The 16,505-nt window shown below is 69.9% G+C and carries 14 protein-coding genes; 8 read left to right on the forward strand and 6 right to left on the reverse strand.

What is annotated here, in order from left to right; genetic code table 11:
• The first annotated feature begins 23 nt into the window (after nucleotides 1-23).
• Nucleotides 24-2,135, forward strand: coding sequence for an elongation factor G (gene fusA / locus U5A56_RS10075; RefSeq protein ID WP_044845578.1), 2,112 nt, complete (start codon nucleotides 24-26; stop codon nucleotides 2,133-2,135).
• A 177-nt stretch (nucleotides 2,136-2,312) separates the two neighbouring features.
• Nucleotides 2,313-3,329 (forward strand): HoxN/HupN/NixA family nickel/cobalt transporter, encoded by a 1,017-nt coding sequence (locus U5A56_RS10080; RefSeq protein WP_321922075.1) that lies wholly within the window; start codon nucleotides 2,313-2,315, stop codon nucleotides 3,327-3,329.
• A gap of 772 nt (nucleotides 3,330-4,101) precedes the next feature.
• On the opposite strand, the gene U5A56_RS37150 is transcribed toward U5A56_RS10080, so the two are convergent.
• A complete protein-coding gene (locus tag U5A56_RS37150) occupies nucleotides 4,102-4,920 on the reverse strand; it encodes a hypothetical protein (protein WP_415749109.1) in 819 nt (272 codons plus the stop codon).
• Between the two features lie 36 nt (nucleotides 4,921-4,956).
• Nucleotides 4,957-5,802, reverse strand: a complete 846-nt coding sequence (locus U5A56_RS10090; protein WP_321922079.1) for an aldo/keto reductase — start codon at nucleotides 5,800-5,802, stop codon at nucleotides 4,957-4,959.
• Between the two features lie 168 nt (nucleotides 5,803-5,970).
• Here U5A56_RS10090 and U5A56_RS10095 point away from each other — a divergent pair, with 168 nt between their 5' ends.
• Nucleotides 5,971-6,717 (forward strand): GntR family transcriptional regulator, encoded by a 747-nt coding sequence (locus tag U5A56_RS10095; protein ID WP_044845577.1) that lies wholly within the window; start codon nucleotides 5,971-5,973, stop codon nucleotides 6,715-6,717.
• 37 nt (nucleotides 6,718-6,754) lie between these two features.
• Here the strand turns inward: U5A56_RS10095 and U5A56_RS10100 are convergent, their stop codons facing one another.
• Nucleotides 6,755-8,146 (reverse strand): CoA transferase, encoded by a 1,392-nt coding sequence (locus U5A56_RS10100; RefSeq protein WP_321922082.1) that lies wholly within the window; start codon nucleotides 8,144-8,146, stop codon nucleotides 6,755-6,757.
• Between the two features lie 139 nt (nucleotides 8,147-8,285).
• Between U5A56_RS10100 and U5A56_RS10105 the strand changes: the two genes are divergently transcribed.
• Complete coding sequence (locus U5A56_RS10105; RefSeq protein WP_321922084.1) at nucleotides 8,286-9,518, forward strand: citrate/2-methylcitrate synthase; 1,233 nt, start codon at nucleotides 8,286-8,288, stop codon at nucleotides 9,516-9,518.
• Here U5A56_RS10105 and U5A56_RS10110 read toward each other — a convergent pair.
• Nucleotides 9,491-9,814, reverse strand: coding sequence for a DUF2917 domain-containing protein (locus tag U5A56_RS10110; RefSeq protein ID WP_321922086.1), 324 nt, complete (start codon nucleotides 9,812-9,814; stop codon nucleotides 9,491-9,493). The two genes, U5A56_RS10105 and U5A56_RS10110, sit on opposite strands and share 28 nt — an antisense overlap.
• A gap of 191 nt (nucleotides 9,815-10,005) precedes the next feature.
• Between U5A56_RS10110 and mdtD the strand changes: the two genes are divergently transcribed.
• Nucleotides 10,006-11,445: a multidrug transporter subunit MdtD gene (gene mdtD, locus U5A56_RS10115; protein WP_044845573.1), complete on the forward strand. Its 1,440-nt coding sequence runs from the start codon at nucleotides 10,006-10,008 to the stop codon at nucleotides 11,443-11,445.
• A 180-nt stretch (nucleotides 11,446-11,625) separates the two neighbouring features.
• The gene (locus U5A56_RS10120) at nucleotides 11,626-12,900 is read left to right on the forward strand and encodes an EAL domain-containing protein (protein WP_044845572.1); all 1,275 of its coding nucleotides are present in this window, start codon (nucleotides 11,626-11,628) and stop codon (nucleotides 12,898-12,900) included.
• Nucleotides 12,901-12,916: 16 nt separating this feature from the next.
• Here U5A56_RS10120 and U5A56_RS10125 read toward each other — a convergent pair whose 3' ends face one another.
• Nucleotides 12,917-13,531 carry a class I SAM-dependent methyltransferase gene (locus tag U5A56_RS10125; RefSeq protein ID WP_321922088.1) on the reverse strand — a complete coding sequence of 205 codons (615 nt, stop codon included), beginning with the start codon at nucleotides 13,529-13,531 and terminating at the stop codon, nucleotides 12,917-12,919.
• A gap of 240 nt (nucleotides 13,532-13,771) precedes the next feature.
• Nucleotides 13,772-14,296 (reverse strand): DUF962 domain-containing protein, encoded by a 525-nt coding sequence (locus U5A56_RS10130; protein WP_321922090.1) that lies wholly within the window; start codon nucleotides 14,294-14,296, stop codon nucleotides 13,772-13,774.
• 81 nt (nucleotides 14,297-14,377) lie between these two features.
• Between U5A56_RS10130 and U5A56_RS10135 the strand changes: the two genes are divergently transcribed.
• Both U5A56_RS10135 and chrA read left to right on the forward strand, forming a co-directional pair.
• A complete protein-coding gene (locus U5A56_RS10135; protein ID WP_124486977.1) occupies nucleotides 14,378-15,085 on the forward strand; it encodes a Crp/Fnr family transcriptional regulator in 708 nt (235 codons plus the stop codon).
• A gap of 141 nt (nucleotides 15,086-15,226) precedes the next feature.
• Nucleotides 15,227-16,438: a chromate efflux transporter gene (chrA, locus tag U5A56_RS10140; RefSeq protein ID WP_321922092.1), complete on the forward strand. Its 1,212-nt coding sequence runs from the start codon at nucleotides 15,227-15,229 to the stop codon at nucleotides 16,436-16,438.
• Nucleotides 16,439-16,505 lie beyond the last annotated feature (67 nt).

Raw genomic sequence — 16,505 nt, forward strand, 5'->3', positions numbered from 1 at the left:
ATCCGAACCACCAGGAGGTTCACGTGCCCCGCAAAACCCCCATCGAGCGCTATCGCAATATCGGGATCAGCGCTCACATCGATGCCGGCAAGACCACGACGACCGAGCGCATCCTGTTTTACACCGGCGTGAGCCACAAGATCGGTGAAGTGCACGACGGCGCGGCCACGATGGACTGGATGGAGCAGGAGCAGGAACGCGGCATCACGATCACGTCGGCTGCGACCACGGCCTTCTGGAAAGGCATGGCCGGCAACTACCCCGAACACCGGATCAACATCATCGACACGCCCGGGCACGTCGACTTCACGATCGAGGTCGAGCGCTCGATGCGCGTGCTCGACGGCGCGTGCATGGTCTACGACTCGGTCGGCGGCGTGCAGCCGCAGTCCGAAACCGTATGGCGCCAGGCGAACAAGTACAAGGTGCCGCGCATCGCGTTCGTCAACAAGATGGACCGCATCGGCGCGGACTTCTTCCGCGTGCAGCGCCAGATCGGCGAGCGCCTGAAGGGCGTCGCCGTGCCGATCCAGATTCCGATCGGCGCGGAAGATCATTTCCAGGGCGTCGTCGATCTCGTGAAGATGAAGGCGATCGTCTGGGACGACGAAAGCCAGGGCGTGAAGTTCACGTACGAAGACATCCCCGCGAATCTCGTCGAGCTCGCGCACGAATGGCGCGAGAAGATGGTCGAGGCCGCCGCGGAAGCCAGCGAGGAACTGCTCGAGAAGTACCTGCACGACCATGAATCGCTGACCGAGGACGAGATCAAGGCCGCGCTGCGCCAGCGCACGATCGCCAACGAGATCGTGCCGATGCTGTGCGGCAGCGCGTTCAAGAACAAGGGCGTGCAGGCGATGCTCGACGCGGTGATCGACTACCTGCCGTCGCCGGTCGACGTGCCGGCCATCCTCGGTCACGACTTCCACGATCCGGAGAAGCCGGCCGAACGTCACCCGAGCGACGACGAGCCGTTCTCGTCGCTCGCGTTCAAGATCATGACCGATCCGTTCGTCGGCCAGCTGATCTTCTTCCGCGTGTATTCGGGCGTCGTCGAATCGGGCGACACGGTGCTGAACGCGACGAAGGACAAGAAGGAGCGGCTCGGCCGGATCCTGCAGATGCACGCGAACGAGCGCAAGGAAATCAAGGAAGTGCGCGCGGGCGACATCGCGGCGGCAGTGGGCCTGAAGGAAGCGACGACGGGCGACACGCTGTGCGATCCGGCCAAGCCGATCATCCTCGAGAAGATGGAATTCCCGGAGCCGGTGATCTCGCAGGCCGTCGAGCCGAAGACGAAGGCCGACCAGGAGAAGATGGGCCTCGCGCTGAACCGTCTCGCGCAGGAAGATCCGTCGTTCCGCGTGCAGACCGACGAGGAATCCGGCCAGACGATCATTTCGGGGATGGGCGAGCTGCACCTCGAAATCCTGGTCGACCGGATGAAGCGCGAGTTCGGCGTCGAGGCGACGGTCGGCAAGCCGCAGGTCGCGTATCGCGAAACGGTGCGCACGACGGCATCCGATGTCGAGGGCAAGTTCGTCAAGCAGTCGGGCGGGCGCGGCCAATACGGGCACGCGGTGATCACGCTGGAGCCGAACCCCGGCAAGGGCTACGAGTTCCTCGACGAGATCAAGGGTGGCGTGATTCCGCGCGAATTCATCCCGGCCGTCGACAAGGGCATCACCGAGACGCTGAAGAGCGGCGTGCTCGCGGGCTACCCGGTGGTCGACGTGAAGGTGCACCTGACGTTCGGCTCGTACCACGACGTCGACTCGAACGAAAACGCGTTCCGGATGGCCGGCTCGATGGCGTTCAAGGAAGCGATGCGCAAGGCCAAGCCGGTGCTGCTCGAGCCGATGATGGCCGTCGAGGTCGAGACGCCCGAGGACTTCATGGGCAACGTGATGGGCGACCTGTCGAGCCGGCGCGGCATCGTGCAGGGGATGGAAGACATCGCGGGCGGCGGCGGCAAGCTGGTGCGCGCCGAGGTGCCGCTCGCGGAAATGTTCGGCTATTCGACGTCGCTGCGCTCGGCGACGCAAGGCCGTGCGACGTACACGATGGAGTTCAAGCACTACGCGGAAACGCCGGCGAACGTGTCGGAAGCCGTGATCAACGCGAAAGTGAAGTAAGCACGGCGCGCCTGCGCACTGGTGCGCGGCAAGTACGAGCCCGTCCGGTTCCGGACGGGCTTTTTTTCGTCCGTCGAACGCAGCGATGCGACCGGCCGGCGACGTTTTTGATCGGCACGCCAGGCATTTTTTTCGCATGCCACAATGCATCGCGATTCGTCCGACGGAACCCTGCCGATGCCACGCCCCCCTGCCCTGCGCCGCCTGCTGATGCTGTATGCCGGCCTGATCGCCGCGAACGTCGCCGTCTGGCTGTGGGCACTCGCGGTGCTGCGCGACCATCCGCTGCTGCTCGGCACCGCGGCGATCGCGTACGGGCTCGGCCTGCGTCATGCGGTCGACGCCGATCACATCGCCGCGATCGACGTCGCGACGCGCAAGCTGATGCAGGACGGCCGGCGTCCGGTGACGGTCGGCCTGTTCTTCTCGCTCGGCCACTCGACGATCGTGATCGCCGCGACGCTCGGCATCGCGCTGAGCGCGTTCGCGCTGCGCGACCGCTTCGACGCATTCCGCGAGATCGGCGGCACGATCGGCACGGCCGTGTCGGCCACCTTCCTGCTCGTGCTCGCGTGCATCAACCTGGTGATCCTGCGCGACGTGTGGCGGCGCTATCGCGGCGCGCCCGATCACGCGCACGACGCCGCGCATGCACATCCTCCGGCCGGCCTCGTCGGTCGGCTGCTGCGTCCGCTGTTCCGCTTCGTGTCGAAGAGCTGGCACATGTATCCGGCCGGGGTGCTGTTCGGCCTGGGTTTCGATACTGCAACCGAAATCGCGCTGCTCGCGATCGCGGCCGCACAGGCGAGCCACGCGCTGCCGCTCTATACGGTCATGCTGTTTCCCGCGCTGTTCGCCGCCGGCATGACGCTGATCGACTCGACCGACAATGTCCTGATGATTCATGCGTACGGATGGGCGATGGACGACCCGCGGCGCAAGCTGCTCTACAACGCGAGCATCACGCTGCTGTCGGCGGCCGTCGCGCTGGCCATCGGCGGGATCGAGGCCGCCGGCCTGCTCGCCGACAAGCTGTCGTTGACGGGCCCCGTACGCGATGCGCTCGATGCACTCGGGGAACGCTTCGGCGCGATCGGTTACGGCATCGTCGCACTCTTTCTCGTCGCCTGGATCGCGTCGATCCTCTGCCATCGCTGGCCGCGCGCTGCCGACACGACGGCGCGCCAGACGTAGTCAGACGTTTCAGTTCGGAAACAAAAAGCTCACGACGACGTATCGCACGCTGTCGCGCACTGCGTGCGCGCCTTGCGCCGCGGGCATAGCCGGCCGGTGGCACGAATCTCGCAGTTAGGGATTCGCACGGCGGGCCCGCGTGCCGACTCGTGCTCGCGGCTGGCCTCTGGCGCCGGCCGGACACACGTCGGCCGCCGAAACGACACTGCATCGTTGCTGGTCCCCTGCTCCACACGTTGATGAACGCGCGTGTCGAGGCATCGCGCGCATCGGGAGGCCAATGATGAGCAGAACGAAACAAATGTCCCGCACGACGGGACGGTGCTATCGCATGACCCTGCTGGCCGCAGCCGCGATTGCGTGCTGCTGCTCGTATGCCGTCGCGCAGGACACGACAACCGTCGTTCCTGTGACCGTGCTGCCGGGTGACGGCACTTCCACCACCCCATCCGCCCAGATCGAGCAGAACGCGGCGCCTGACGCCACGTCCAGCGCGGACACCGTGATGATCTTGGCCGAAAACGCTGCGTCATGTGCGGCCAACCCGGCCGCTTGTGCGGTGCGTGTGTATGCCGGCGGCGGCAATGGCGGAAATGGCGGCCTCGGTAGCGGCGGAACGACCGGAAGCGGGAGCGCCAGCACGGGTAGCGGCGGAAACAACGGCAATGGCGCCGTCGGCCCCGCAGGCGTCGGCGGGACAACGGGCGGAACGAACGGCTCGGTTGGCTCCGGGGGCACCGGCCGCGGCGGCAATGCCTCCGGCAGCGGGGGCTCAGGCGGTGGTACTTCGGGCGGTGGTACTTCCGGAGGCGGTACTTCCGGAGGCGGTACTTCCGGAGGCGGTACTTCCGGAGGCGGTACTTCCGGAGGCGGTACTTCCGGAGGCGGTACTTCCGGGGGCGGTACTTCCGGAGGCGGTACTTCCGGAGGCGGTACTTCCGGAGGCGGTACTTCCGGAGGCGGTACTTCCGGAGGCGGCCATGGTGGCGGTGGCGGCTCCGGCGGTGACGGAGGCCATGGCGACGGAGGCCACGGTGACGGAGGTCACGGCGATGGAGGCCACGGCGACGGAGGTCACGGCGGTGGCGGCTCCGGCGGTGGCGGAGGCCACGGCGACGGAGGTCACGGCGGTGGCGGCTCCGGCGGTGGCGGAGGCCACGGCGACGGAGGTCACGGTGGCGGCGGCTCCGGCGGTAGCGGAGGCTCCGGTGGCGGAGGTCACGGTGGTGGCGGCTCCGGCGGTGGCGGAGGCCACGGTGGCGGTGGTTCCGGCGGTGGTTCCGGCGGCGGTTCCGGCGGCGGTTCCGGCGGTGGTTCCGGCGGTGGTTCCGGCGGTGGTTCCGGCGGTGGTTCCGGCGGTGGTTCCGGCGGTGGTTCCGGCGGTGGTTCCGGCGGTGGTTCCGGCGGTGGTTCCGGCGGTGGTTCCGGCGGCGGCGGCCATGGCACCGGCGGTCACGGCAACGGCGGTGGCAACGGTAATGGCAACGGTAGCGGCGGCGCTGGCAACGGTGGCGCCAATGGCGTCGGCAATGGCAATGGAAGCGGCAGTGCCGGCGGCAACGGCGGCAACGGCGGATCGTCCAGTGGCCATGGCCACTGACCGACGCGTCGCCTGCCCCCGACGCGGTCAGAGCATTTCGAGCGCGCGCTTGCTGCGCGGCGGACGGAAGTACCCGTCGAGTTGCGCGCGCTCGTCATCGCTCAACACGAGATCGAGCGCGGCGCGATTGTCGCGCACGTGCTCGATCCGCGACGTCTTCGGAATTGCGAACACACCCGGCTGCGCAAGCACCCAGGCGAGTGCGACGCGCGTGACCGACACACCGCGCTGCCGCGCGATTTCATCGAGCGGAGAACGCTTCGGCAGCCGTCCGTGATCGACCGGGCTGTAGGCCATCGCCGGCATCCGGTGATCGGCGAGCCACGGCAGCAGGTCGAATTCCGGGCCGCGCCGCGCGATGTTGTAGAGAATCTGGTTGGTCGCGCACGCGCCCCCGCCCGCCTCGTCGACGAGCTCGGCCATGTCGGCCGTATCGAAGTTGCTGACGCCCCAGTGGCGGATCTTGCCCGCGCGTCGCAGCGCCTCGAACCCCTCGACCGTCTCCTCGAGCGGCACCGAACCACGCCAGTGCAGCAGGTACAAGTCGAGACGATCGGTACGCAGACGCTTGAGGCTCGCGTCGCACGCGGCGACGACGCCGCGCCGGCTCGCATGATGCGGATACACCTTGCTGACCAGGAACACGTCGTCGCGCAGGCCGGCGAGCGCCTCGCCGACGAGTGCCTCGGTCGCACCGTCGCCGTACATCTCGGCGGTATCGACCAGCGTCATCCCGAGATCGATCCCGTCGCGCAATGCGGCGATCTCGTCCGCCCGGCGCGCGGGCCGCTCGCCCATTTCCCAGGTGCCCAGGCCGAGTTTCGGAATCGTCTCGCCGTCCGGCAGGACGACCGTGGCGATCGTGTCTGTCATGCGCTCCTCGCTGCGGATTCGTGGCCGCGCACCCGCGGCCGAAGCATCAAATACGACGCATCAGTGTAGTCAATCGGTGCGGCGTCCACCTGTTACACGGCAAAAACCGGCTATAACGGCGCCGCATGATGACTTAGAATGGCCGGCACCCTGATCGATACCCATTCCATGAAGGCACCCACGGACGACCGCTGGCAGGACCTGCGCCCCGACCCCGACAACGACACGCCGCTCTACCTGCAGCTCGCCCGCAAGCTCGGCGACGCGATCCACGACAATCGCTGGGCGGCCGGCGAGGCGCTGCCGTCCGAACGCGTGCTGTCCGAAGCGCTCGGCGTGTCGCGCATTACCGCGCGCAAGGCGATCGCGCTGCTCGTCGAGCAGGGCCTGATCCGCCGCACGCAAGGCGCCGGCAACTTCATCCGGCCGCGCTACGAGGATCCGCTGTCGCGGCTGTCGAGCTTCAGCGAGATGCTCGAGCGCCGCGGCTTCAAGCCGAGTTCGCAATGGCTCGAGCGCGAAATCCAGCCCGCGAATCGCGACGAAGTGATCCAGCTCGGCCTGTCGCCGGCCGCCTCCGTTACACGGCTGAAACGCCTGCGCCTCGCCGACGGCATCGTGATGGCCGTCGAGAATTCGACGTTCCCCGCCACGCTGATTCCCGATCCGCAGGCGATCGGCGGTTCGCTGTACAGCTATCTCGAAGCGCGCGGCACGCCGATCGTGCGCGCACTGCAGCATTTCCGCGCGGTCAACGCGACCGACGAGATCGCGCAACAGATGGGCATCGCGCCGCACGACGCGCTGCTGCTGATCACGCGGATCGGTTATACGGCCGACCAGCGCGCGATCGAACTCACCGATACCTACTGCCGCAACGACTACTACGACTTCGTCGTCGAACTGCGCAAGTAACGCCGGCAATACTCACGGCGTACGGCGCCGCCGGCGCTCACAGCCAGCATGCTCCGTCCGTGCCGAGCGGCACGGGCGGCCGCGTGAAGCGCGGCGGTGTCGCAGACAGGCGTTCGGCCGGACGCACGGCATCGATCGTGCCGAACGGCGACGCGCTCCGGTCGATCCGGTCGCGCACGTCGTCGAACGTGAAATCCGGCGCCCGCAGGCCGTCCGGCACCGTGCCGAACGATTGCAGCCAGCGCCCCGTCTGCGCGAGCGAGAGCCGCACGTGCCAGCTCCCCCCTTCCGTCGCACGGCGCGCGAGCGCGATCATCGCGCCGAACGCCGCGAGATAACCCGTCGCATGATCGAGCGCCTGGCATGGCAGATGGCGCGGGCCGTCCGCTTGCGCGGCGTGCTGCTCGTGCCACGCGATACCGCTCGCCGACTGCACGAGACTGTCGAAGCCACGCCGCATCGACCACGGCCCTGCGTGCCCGTATGCGGACACCGACACGCAGACGATGCCGGGCCGCAGCTCCGCCAGCGCCTGCGGCGAAAACCCGCGCGCCGCGAGCGCGCCGGGGCGATAGGCCTGCAGGAATACGTCGGCGTCGCGTGCGAGCGCGCGCAACGCGGCGACACCGCCCGCCTCGCGCAGGTCGATCCACGTCGAGCGCTTGCCGCGCCCGTTGTCGATCACGAGCGACGCGATGTTCGGCAGGTGCGGGCCGTTGACGAGCAGCGTCTGTGCCCCGTGCGATGCCAGCGTGCGGCCCGCGACCGGCCCCGCGATGATGCGCGTGAGATCGAGCACGCGCACGCCCGCGAGCGGATGGTCGGGCGCGCCGCGGCCGATCGCCTCGACGGGCGCGTCACCGATCCGCTCGATCTCGAACAGCGGCAGCGACGCGAGTGCCCGTGCCTGGTCGTGCGCCGCCCATTCGTCAGGAGTTCTGATCAATGCCGCGCACAGGCCGGCCTCGGCGAGCGCGGTATCGAGTGCCGCGCCGTCCCACGTGCGGATCGCCGCGGCCACGTCATCGCGCTGCGGGCCGCTGCCGAGCACGTCGAGAATCCCGTGCAGGTGATGCGGAAAGTTCGCATGCAGCTGGATCCAGCGCCCGTCGCGCGTTTCGTAGAAGCCCGTCACCGGATGGCGCGGCTCGGGCGGCAGGCCGTCGTCCACGCGCAGGTAGCGTTCGCTGCGAAACGCGACGAGCGCGTCGCGCATCGACACGTCGACGCGCTGCGCGACGCCCGTGCGCAGCCGGTGGCATTCGGCCGCCGCGAGCCCGGCTGCCGCGATCGTCGCCGCGGCGAGCGTGCCGACGTGGAACGACGACGGCAGCGTCGGGTCCTGCCCCGCCACGGCCGCGCGGGCCAGTGCGCGCGGTTCGCCGTGCGCCAGTTGCCACAAGTGGGTCAATGCGAGTTCGGGGGTCATGGTGGAAGCGCGCCGTGGAGGAGATGCATTCGAGTCTAGAATTCGCGACAGGCGCGATCAATCTTGATTGCGCGAATCAATGCATAACGAATAGTTGTAGCCGGGCCGCGCTTCATGCGCCCCGACAGGAGCGATCGGCATGACGTCCCTCAGCGCGCCGGAAGCCGCCGGCATCCTCGGTGTCAGCGTGAGCACCCTGTACGCGTATGTGAGCCGCGGCCTGCTGCGCTCGCTGCCCGACGGCGCGAGCAAGCGCCGCCGCTACGACGCGGACGAGGTGCGCCTGCTCGCGCGCCGCCGCGCCGATGCAAAACGCGCGGGCGGCGTCGCCGAACGCTCGCTCGACTGGGGCGTGCCCGTGCTCGAATCGCGGATCACGCAGATCGCCGACGGGCGCCTGCACTATCGCGGCGCCGATGCGATCGCGCTCGCGAACGACGCGACGCTCGAGGAAACGGCGGCCCGCCTGTGGGATTGTCCGCCCGCGCGGCTCGCTGCGGCAACGCTTGCGTCGACCGGTTTCGACACCGCGCAGTGGGAAGACTGGGCCCGCCGCTGGGCCCATCTCGCGCCGCTCGAGCGCACGCTGGTGCTGCTCCCCGCAGCGGCCGCCTCGCTGCCGCGCCTGTGGGCGCAGGGGCGCGACGCGCAGTTCGACGCGGCCACGCTGCTGCTGCGCGTGACGACGGCCGCGCTCGCCGGCATCGCGCCGCGCGACGCGCCCGTGCATCGACAGCTCGCCGCCGCGTGGCGGATCCGGCGGCGCGACGAAGCCGACCTGCTGCGCCGCGCACTCGTGCTGTGCGCCGATCACGAACTGAACCCGTCGACCTTTGCGGTGCGCTGCATCGCGTCGACCGGCACCCACCTGTTCGGTGCGATCGCGGGGGGGCTCGCGGCGCTGTCGGGCCCGCGCCACGGCGGCGAGACGTTCCGCGCGGGCGCCCTGCTCGACGAAGCCGCGCGGGCCGCCGACCTCGACCGCTACCTCGCGCTGCGCGTCGCACACGACGAACGCGCGGACGGCGCACGCACGGCGCTGTCCGGTTTCGCGCATCCGCTCTATCCCGACGGCGATCCGCGCGCACGCGCGTTGCTCGACGCACTGCACGCGACGCTGCCCGCCCGGGCACCGCTGCGCATGGCCCGCGCGCTCGCCGCGCGCGTCGAGGCGGCGACCGGCCTGCGGCCGTCGATCGATTTCGCGCTCGCGGTGCTGGAGCGCACGCTTGCGCTGCCCGACGGCGCCGCGTTCACGCTGTTCGCGGCCGGCCGCACCGCCGGCTGGATCGCGCACGCGCTCGAACAGTACGCTAGCGGCAAGCTCATCCGGCCCCGCGCGCGCTACGTCGGCAGCGACGCGGCGGCCTGAGCGCGGCCGCCGCGCCATGCGGCGAACCGCCGCCATGCGCTCGGCGCAGCCTGCACGGCCGGCGCCGCCTGCGGGCCGAACGCGAACACCGCGCCGCCCGCCGCCGCGCTGATCCAAACGCGCATGCCGGGCAGCAGCGCGAGCGTCTCACCGGCATGCAACCAGTGATCGTCGGGCCGGCCCTCGATCGTCAGCCACAGACCGCCGTCCGCGACCTGCAACGCGGTGCGATCGACGATCCGCCACCGCCCGGCCGGTTCGTTGCCGTCCATCTCGTAGAGTCGCAGTTCGCGCATGGCCGCCTCCGGGTCGTGTGGGTTCGATGACGCCAGTATTTCGGACAGTGGCGAAACACGGACAGATACGCCTGCAGACACTTTCGACTGAACTGTACCGGTCCGCCGCCGGACAGGCGTCCGGACCGATCCTGCGTGGCACGGCGGCTTTGCCTACAATGGCGGCTGTCCCGCGCCACCGGTCCGTCCCCATGTTCCAACGCCCGCCCGCCGCCGCTCCCGGCGAAAAGAACCTCACCATAATGCTCTGGCTCGTTGCGACGGGCTTCTTCATGCAGACGCTCGATGCGACGATCGTCAACACGGCGCTGCCGTCGATGGCAGTGAGTCTCGGCGAATCGCCGCTGCGGATGCAGTCGGTCGTGATCGCCTACTCGCTGACGATGGCGGTGATGATTCCCGTCTCGGGCTGGCTCGCGGACACGTTCGGCACGCGGCGCGTGTTCTTCAGCGCGATCCTGGTGTTCTCGCTCGGTTCGCTGCTGTGCGCGAACGCGCATACGCTGTCGCAGCTCGTCGTGTTCCGCGTCGTGCAGGGGGTGGGCGGCGCGATGCTGCTGCCGGTCGGTCGGCTGGCCGTGCTGCGCACCTTCCCGGCCGAACGCTACCTGCCAGCACTGTCGTTCGTCGCGGTTCCCGGGCTGATCGGGCCGCTGATCGGGCCGACGCTCGGCGGCTGGCTCGTGAAGATCGCGTCGTGGCACTGGATCTTCCTGATCAACGTGCCGGTGGGCGTCGCCGGCTGCGTCGCGACCTTCTACTCGATGCCCGACGCGCGCAACCCGGCCGTCGGCCGCTTCGACCTGAAGGGCTATCTGCTGCTGACGATCGGGATGGTCGCGATCTCGCTGTCGCTCGACGGGCTCGCCGATCTCGGGATGCAGCACGCGGCCGTGCTCGTGCTGCTGATCCTGAGCCTCGCGTGCTTCGTCGCGTACGGGCTGTACGCGGTGCGCGCGCCGCAGCCGATCTTCTCGCTCGAGCTGTTCAAGATCCATACGTTCAGCGTCGGCCTGCTCGGCAACCTGTTCGCGCGGATCGGCAGCGGCGCGATGCCGTACCTGATCCCGCTGCTGCTGCAGGTGAGCCTGGGCTATTCGGCATTCGAGGCCGGGCTGATGATGCTGCCGGTCGCGGCGGCCGGGATGTTCTCGAAACGGATCATCACGCGCCTGATCACGCAGCACGGCTACCGCAAGGTGCTGCTCGCGAACACGATCATGGTCGGGGTGATGATGGCGAGCTTCGCGCTGATGCGCGACACGGTGCCGGTGTGGGTGAAGGTCGTCCATCTCGCGCTGTTCGGCGGCTTCAACTCGATGCAGTTCACCGCGATGAACACGCTGACGCTGAAGGATCTCGGCACCGGCGGCGCGAGCAGCGGCAACAGCCTGTTCTCGCTCGTGCAGATGCTGTCGATGAGCCTCGGCGTCACGGTCGCGGGCGCGCTGCTGGCCACCTTCACCGGGATGCTGCGCACGGTGACGCCGAGCAACACGCTGCCCGCGTTCCATGCGACCTTCATCTGTGTCGGGATCATCACGGCCGCGTCCGCGTGGATCTTCGCGCAACTCGCGCCCGACATCCGCGGCGGCACGCAGCACAAGACCGATCCGTCCGAACGCGCGTGACGCACGGCGCGCGCCGCCGCAATCGCCACGGCGGCGCGCCGCGCACCATGTCGGTGCAGCACGGCTGCACCGCGCGCGCCCTGCCGGCCGCGACGTCCCGCCGCACGGGGCACGATGCCGTGCATGCTTCTTGCTCGCCTATTCTGTAGGTAAACTGGCAGTCTTCCTTCGGCCGACATCATGAGCATGATCGACATCGATCCACCCGGCTTCCAGCCGCCCCGCCCCGTCGCCGGCGACGACGGGAAGCGGCGCACCGTGCTGTACGGCGCATACACCGTGTTCAGCGTGTTCCAGCCCGTTTTCTCGGTGTCGCACCGCCGCGCGATCGGCTATCACGCGTCGCTGCGCGCGCACGACGAGGACAGCCGCCAGGTCGCGTCGCACGAGGTGTTCACGCAGGCGGCGCGGCGCGGCGACCTGCTCGAGCTCGGCCGGCTCGCCGAATCGCTGCATCTCGGCAACTTCCACGCGTTCGACAGTCACGACGAATGGCTCTTCCTGAGCCTGCACCCGGCGGCGCTGATGGACACCGTCTACGGCGACGCGCTGCTCGCGAACCTGAAGGCGCTCGGCCTGCCGCCGCATCGCGTGGTGCTCGAGGTGCCCGAGCAGGCGGGCGGCGAGACGCCGCGCTATGCGGCGATCGTCGACGGGCTGCGCAAGGCCGGCTTCCTGATCGCGCTCGGCGGCTTCGGCGCGAAACATTCGAACATCGACCGCGTGTGGCACCTGCACCCCGACATCGTCACGCTCGACCGCGGGATCCTCGCGCAGGCGAGCGAACACTCGCATCTCGAGCGCGTACTGCCCGGGCTCGTGTCGCTGCTGCACGAATCCGGCCAGCTCGTGCTGATGGGCGGGCTCTCGACCGAGCGCGACGCGATGATCGCGCTCGAATGCGACGTCGATTTCGTGCAGGGACAGTACTTCGCGGGGCCGAGCGTCGACCCCGTGCAACCGCAGGCCGCCGCAGGGTGCATGGATACGCTGTCGGCCGCGTTGCGGCTGCGCGTCGCGCAACGCGAGCGCACGCAGGCCGAACGCCTCGCGCCGTATGTCGCCGCGCTGGAGGAAGCGAGCCGGAAGCTCGTCGCGGGCGAATCGCTGATCGACGCGGCCGGCGCCGTGCTCGGGTTGCCGGAAACCGCGCGCTGCTTCCTGCTCGATGCATCGGGCCGCCAGATCGGCGACAACGTGCTCGCGCGCGGCAGCGTCTCGCAGCGGGCGAAGCGCTTCCGGCCGCTGCTGCATTCGGAAGGCGCGAGCTGGGAGCGCCGCCCCTACTTCATCCACGCGATGCGCGCGCCCGGCCGCGTGCATCTGACGCCGCCGTACCTGTCGATCAACGAAGCGCACCTGTGCGTGACCGCATCGATCGCCGCGCCGGCCGCGACCGGCATGCAGGTGCTGTGCGTCGACATCAACTGGGAAGCCGCACTCAGCCGCGAATGAGTTCGCGCGGCCGCGCTCACGCGGCGCCGTCGAGGGCGTTGGCGCGGCGCGCGATCAGCCGGTGCACGCGCTTGCCGGACGACGCGCTGACCACCTCGTGCTCGTCGATCACGTGCATGCCGGCGCCGAGCGCCGCATGCATGCGCGCCGAATCGAGCGGCGTATACAAGCGGCCGCGCTCGTCGCGCAGCGCGCCGTTGCCGGCCACCCGCCAGCTCAGGTACAGCGTGCCGCCTGGCATCAGCAGCGCGGCCAGCCGCGCCGCCGCCGCTGCAGCATCCGCCTGTTCGAGGTGCATGACGACCGTCTCGCACAACACGTTCCGAAACGCGCCGGCCGGCACGCCGGCGAGCGCCGGCAGCGCAGCCAGCTCGAAGCTCAGCGACGGATGGCGCAAGCGCGCCTCGGCGAGCAGCGCGGCGCTCGCGTCGTAGCCGCGCACGTCGAATCCGCGCGAAGCGAGCCACGCGGTGTCGCGTCCCGCACCGCAGCCGACGTCGGCCGTCGGCCCGGGCGAGAAATATTGCTCGAGCAGCGCATACATGTCGTCGGGGGCGGCCTGGTCGAGCCAGTCCTGCGCGTATTGCGCGGCATGGGCTTCGTAGGCATCGAGAGTCGGGCGATCCACCATGGCGATTGCTCCGCGTACGCGTCCTGTCGTGCGACGCACCCCGCATCTTAGCCGTTGCGCGTCGCGCGTGGGATGGCGGGCGACGCGCGGCCCCGCGCCGCTCGCAGGTCGCCGGCGCGGTCAGTTCGGCCCACGGCGCATCGCCGCGCCAGGGCCGGCCGCGATGCCGCCGCGAACCGGCCGCCGAGGGCGCAGCCGACCGCGTCCGCGCCGAACCCGCAGGCCGGCGCGGCCGACGCGTCAGACATGCGAATGCGCGCCGCCGTGCACGGGCCCCGCGCGCCGCTCGACCTCGCGGCGCACGTCGCCGCGCAGGCCCGCGAAAAACGCGACTTCGGCGACGACGAACAGCGGCCCGACCATCAGCCCGACCAGGTCGTCGACGAACGCGGGCTTGCGCCCCTCGAACCAGTGCCCGACGAACTGCACGATCCAGCCGACCACGAACGCGCCGGTGCCGATCCCGAGCCATTGCGCGGTCGGCAGCCGCGCGAGCGTCTGCGCGGCCCACAGGCCGAGGGCGAACAGCGCGGTCATGACCGCCCCGAAGCGCAGGTCGAGGCGCAGGTAGAACACCGCGAACGCCACCGCGAGCAGCAGCGCCGGCGACAGCGCGACACCGGCCAGCGCGCCGAGCGCCGGCCGCGACAGCAGCACCTCGACCGCGAACACGATCATCGGAATGCCGACCAGATGCGTCGCGATGTTGCGCGCGTCGCGATGGTAGGCCGCATACTGGGAAAGGTGGTCTTCGAGCGTCTTCATGGTGTCTCCTGAACGATCATTGGGCGCTATGATGCGCGTCACGCCCAGGAACCTCTGTCAGCTACCCGACATCGCGTGCCCATGCCCTCGCCGCTCGCCCCGTACCTGCCGCAGATCGAAGCGCACCCGTGGTTCGCCGCGCTGCCGCCGGCGTTGCGCGACGACCTGCTCGCCCGCGCCGCGTTGCGGCACCTGCCGGCCGGCCACGCGCTGTTCCGCCGCGGCGACCCGCCATGCGGGCTGTATGCGGTGCTGGCCGGCGCCCTCACCATAGGCGCGGTCGATCCGCAGGGCAAGGAAGCGCTGCTGACGGTCGCCGAACCCGTCACGTGGTTCGGCGAGATCGCGCTGTTCGACGGCCAGCCGCGCACGCACGACGCGATCGCACTCGACGACACGCTGCTGCTGCACGTCCCGCAGCGCGCGCTGCTCGCGATTCTCGACACGACGCCGCAATACTGGCGGCAGTTCGCGCTGCTGATGGCGCAAAAGCTCCGGCTGAGCTTCCTGACCGTCGAATCGATGAGCGTGATGCCGGCCGCGCAGCGGCTTGCCGCACGGCTGCTGATGATCGCCGACGGCTACGGCGGGATCAGCGCCGGCCGCACGCGCATCCGGCTGTCGCAGGAAAAGCTCGCGGCGATGCTGTCGCTCACACGGCAGACCACCAACCAGCTGCTGAAGGCGCTGCAGGCCGACGGCGTCGTGCGGCTGCATGTCGGCGAGATCGAACTCGTCGACGTCGATGCGCTGCGCCGGGCGAGCGGGCTGCCTGACGGCACTCACTGACGGCACGCACTGACGACGCGCCGCCTCCGTCCTGACGCGCCCGTCGTGACGCCATCGAGCGATCGCCGCAACGCCGCATTCCCGCCGTCATCGCTTCGCGCTATCGTGGCGGCTCGTTCGTCCTTCTCCCCGCATACGCGCTTGAACACGTCCACCCTTACCGCCCCTTCCCGCCACGCGTGGCCTGTCTTCGTCGCGTTCCTGCGGCTCGGCCTCACGTCGTTCGGCGGGCCCGTCGCGCATCTCGGCTACTTCCGCGACGCGTTCGTCACGCGGCGCGGCTGGCTGACCGAACGCGCGTATGCCGATCTCGTCGGCCTGTGCCAGTTCCTGCCGGGGCCGGCGAGCAGCCAGGTCGGGATGGCGATCGGCCTGTCGCGCGCGGGTTATGCGGGAATGTTCGCCGCATGGCTCGGCTTCACGCTGCCGTCGGCGCTGCTGATGATGCTGTTCGCACTCGGCATGCACGCAGCGGGCATGCCGGTCGCGGCCGGCGCGCTGCACGGGTTGCGGATCGTGTCGGTCGCGGTGATCGCGCAGGCGGTGTGGGGCATGGCGCGCACGCTGTGCCCGGATGCGCGCCGCGCCACGCTGATGGCGGTCGCGGCCTGCCTCGCGCTGCTCGTGCCGGCCGCATGGCTGCAGGTGGCCGTGATCGTCGCGGCCGGCGCGGCCGGCTTGGTACTGTTGCCGCAGCCCGAGCGCGGCGCGCACGATCCGCTGCCGCTGCACGTGTCGCATCGCGCGGGTGTGCTGTGGCTCGTGCTGTTCGCCGCATTGCTCGTCGCGTTGCCGTTCGCGGCGGGCGCGCTGCATTCGCATACCCTCGCGGTGGCCGACGCATTCTTTCGCACCGGCGCGCTGGTGTTCGGCGGCGGGCACGTCGTGCTGCCGCTGCTGCAGGCGGCCGTCGTCGCGCCGGGCTGGGTCGGCGATGCGGCGTTCCTCGCCGGCTACGGTGTCGCGCAGGCCGTGCCGGGGCCGCTCTTCACGTTCTCGGCGTTTCTCGGTGCGTCGCTGCGCGACGCGCCGAACGGCTGGCTCGGCGGGACGATCGCGCTCGTGTCGATCTTCGCGCCGTCGTTCCTGCTCGTCGCGGGCACCGCGCCGTTCTGGGAACGCCTGCGCCGCAGCACGCGCATGCAGGCCGCGCTCGCGGGCGTAAACGCGGCGGTGGTCGGGCTGCTGCTCGCCGCGCTGTATCACCCGGTGTGGAGCGAGACGATCGTGTCGCCGCGCGACTTCGCGGCGGCGCTCGTCGCGTTCGTCGCACTCGTGTTCTGGCGGGTGCCGCCGTGGGCCGTCGTGATCGCGAGCGCGGCGCTCGGCTGGTTGGCGACGACGCTCGCGTGATCCGGCAAATGCCACGCATCGATTCCCGCCCGACAAAAACAAAAAAGCCCTCGTGACGAGGGCTTTT

Source organism: Burkholderia sp. BCC1998, from assembly GCF_905339875.1.
GTDB lineage: Bacteria > Pseudomonadota > Gammaproteobacteria > Burkholderiales > Burkholderiaceae > Burkholderia.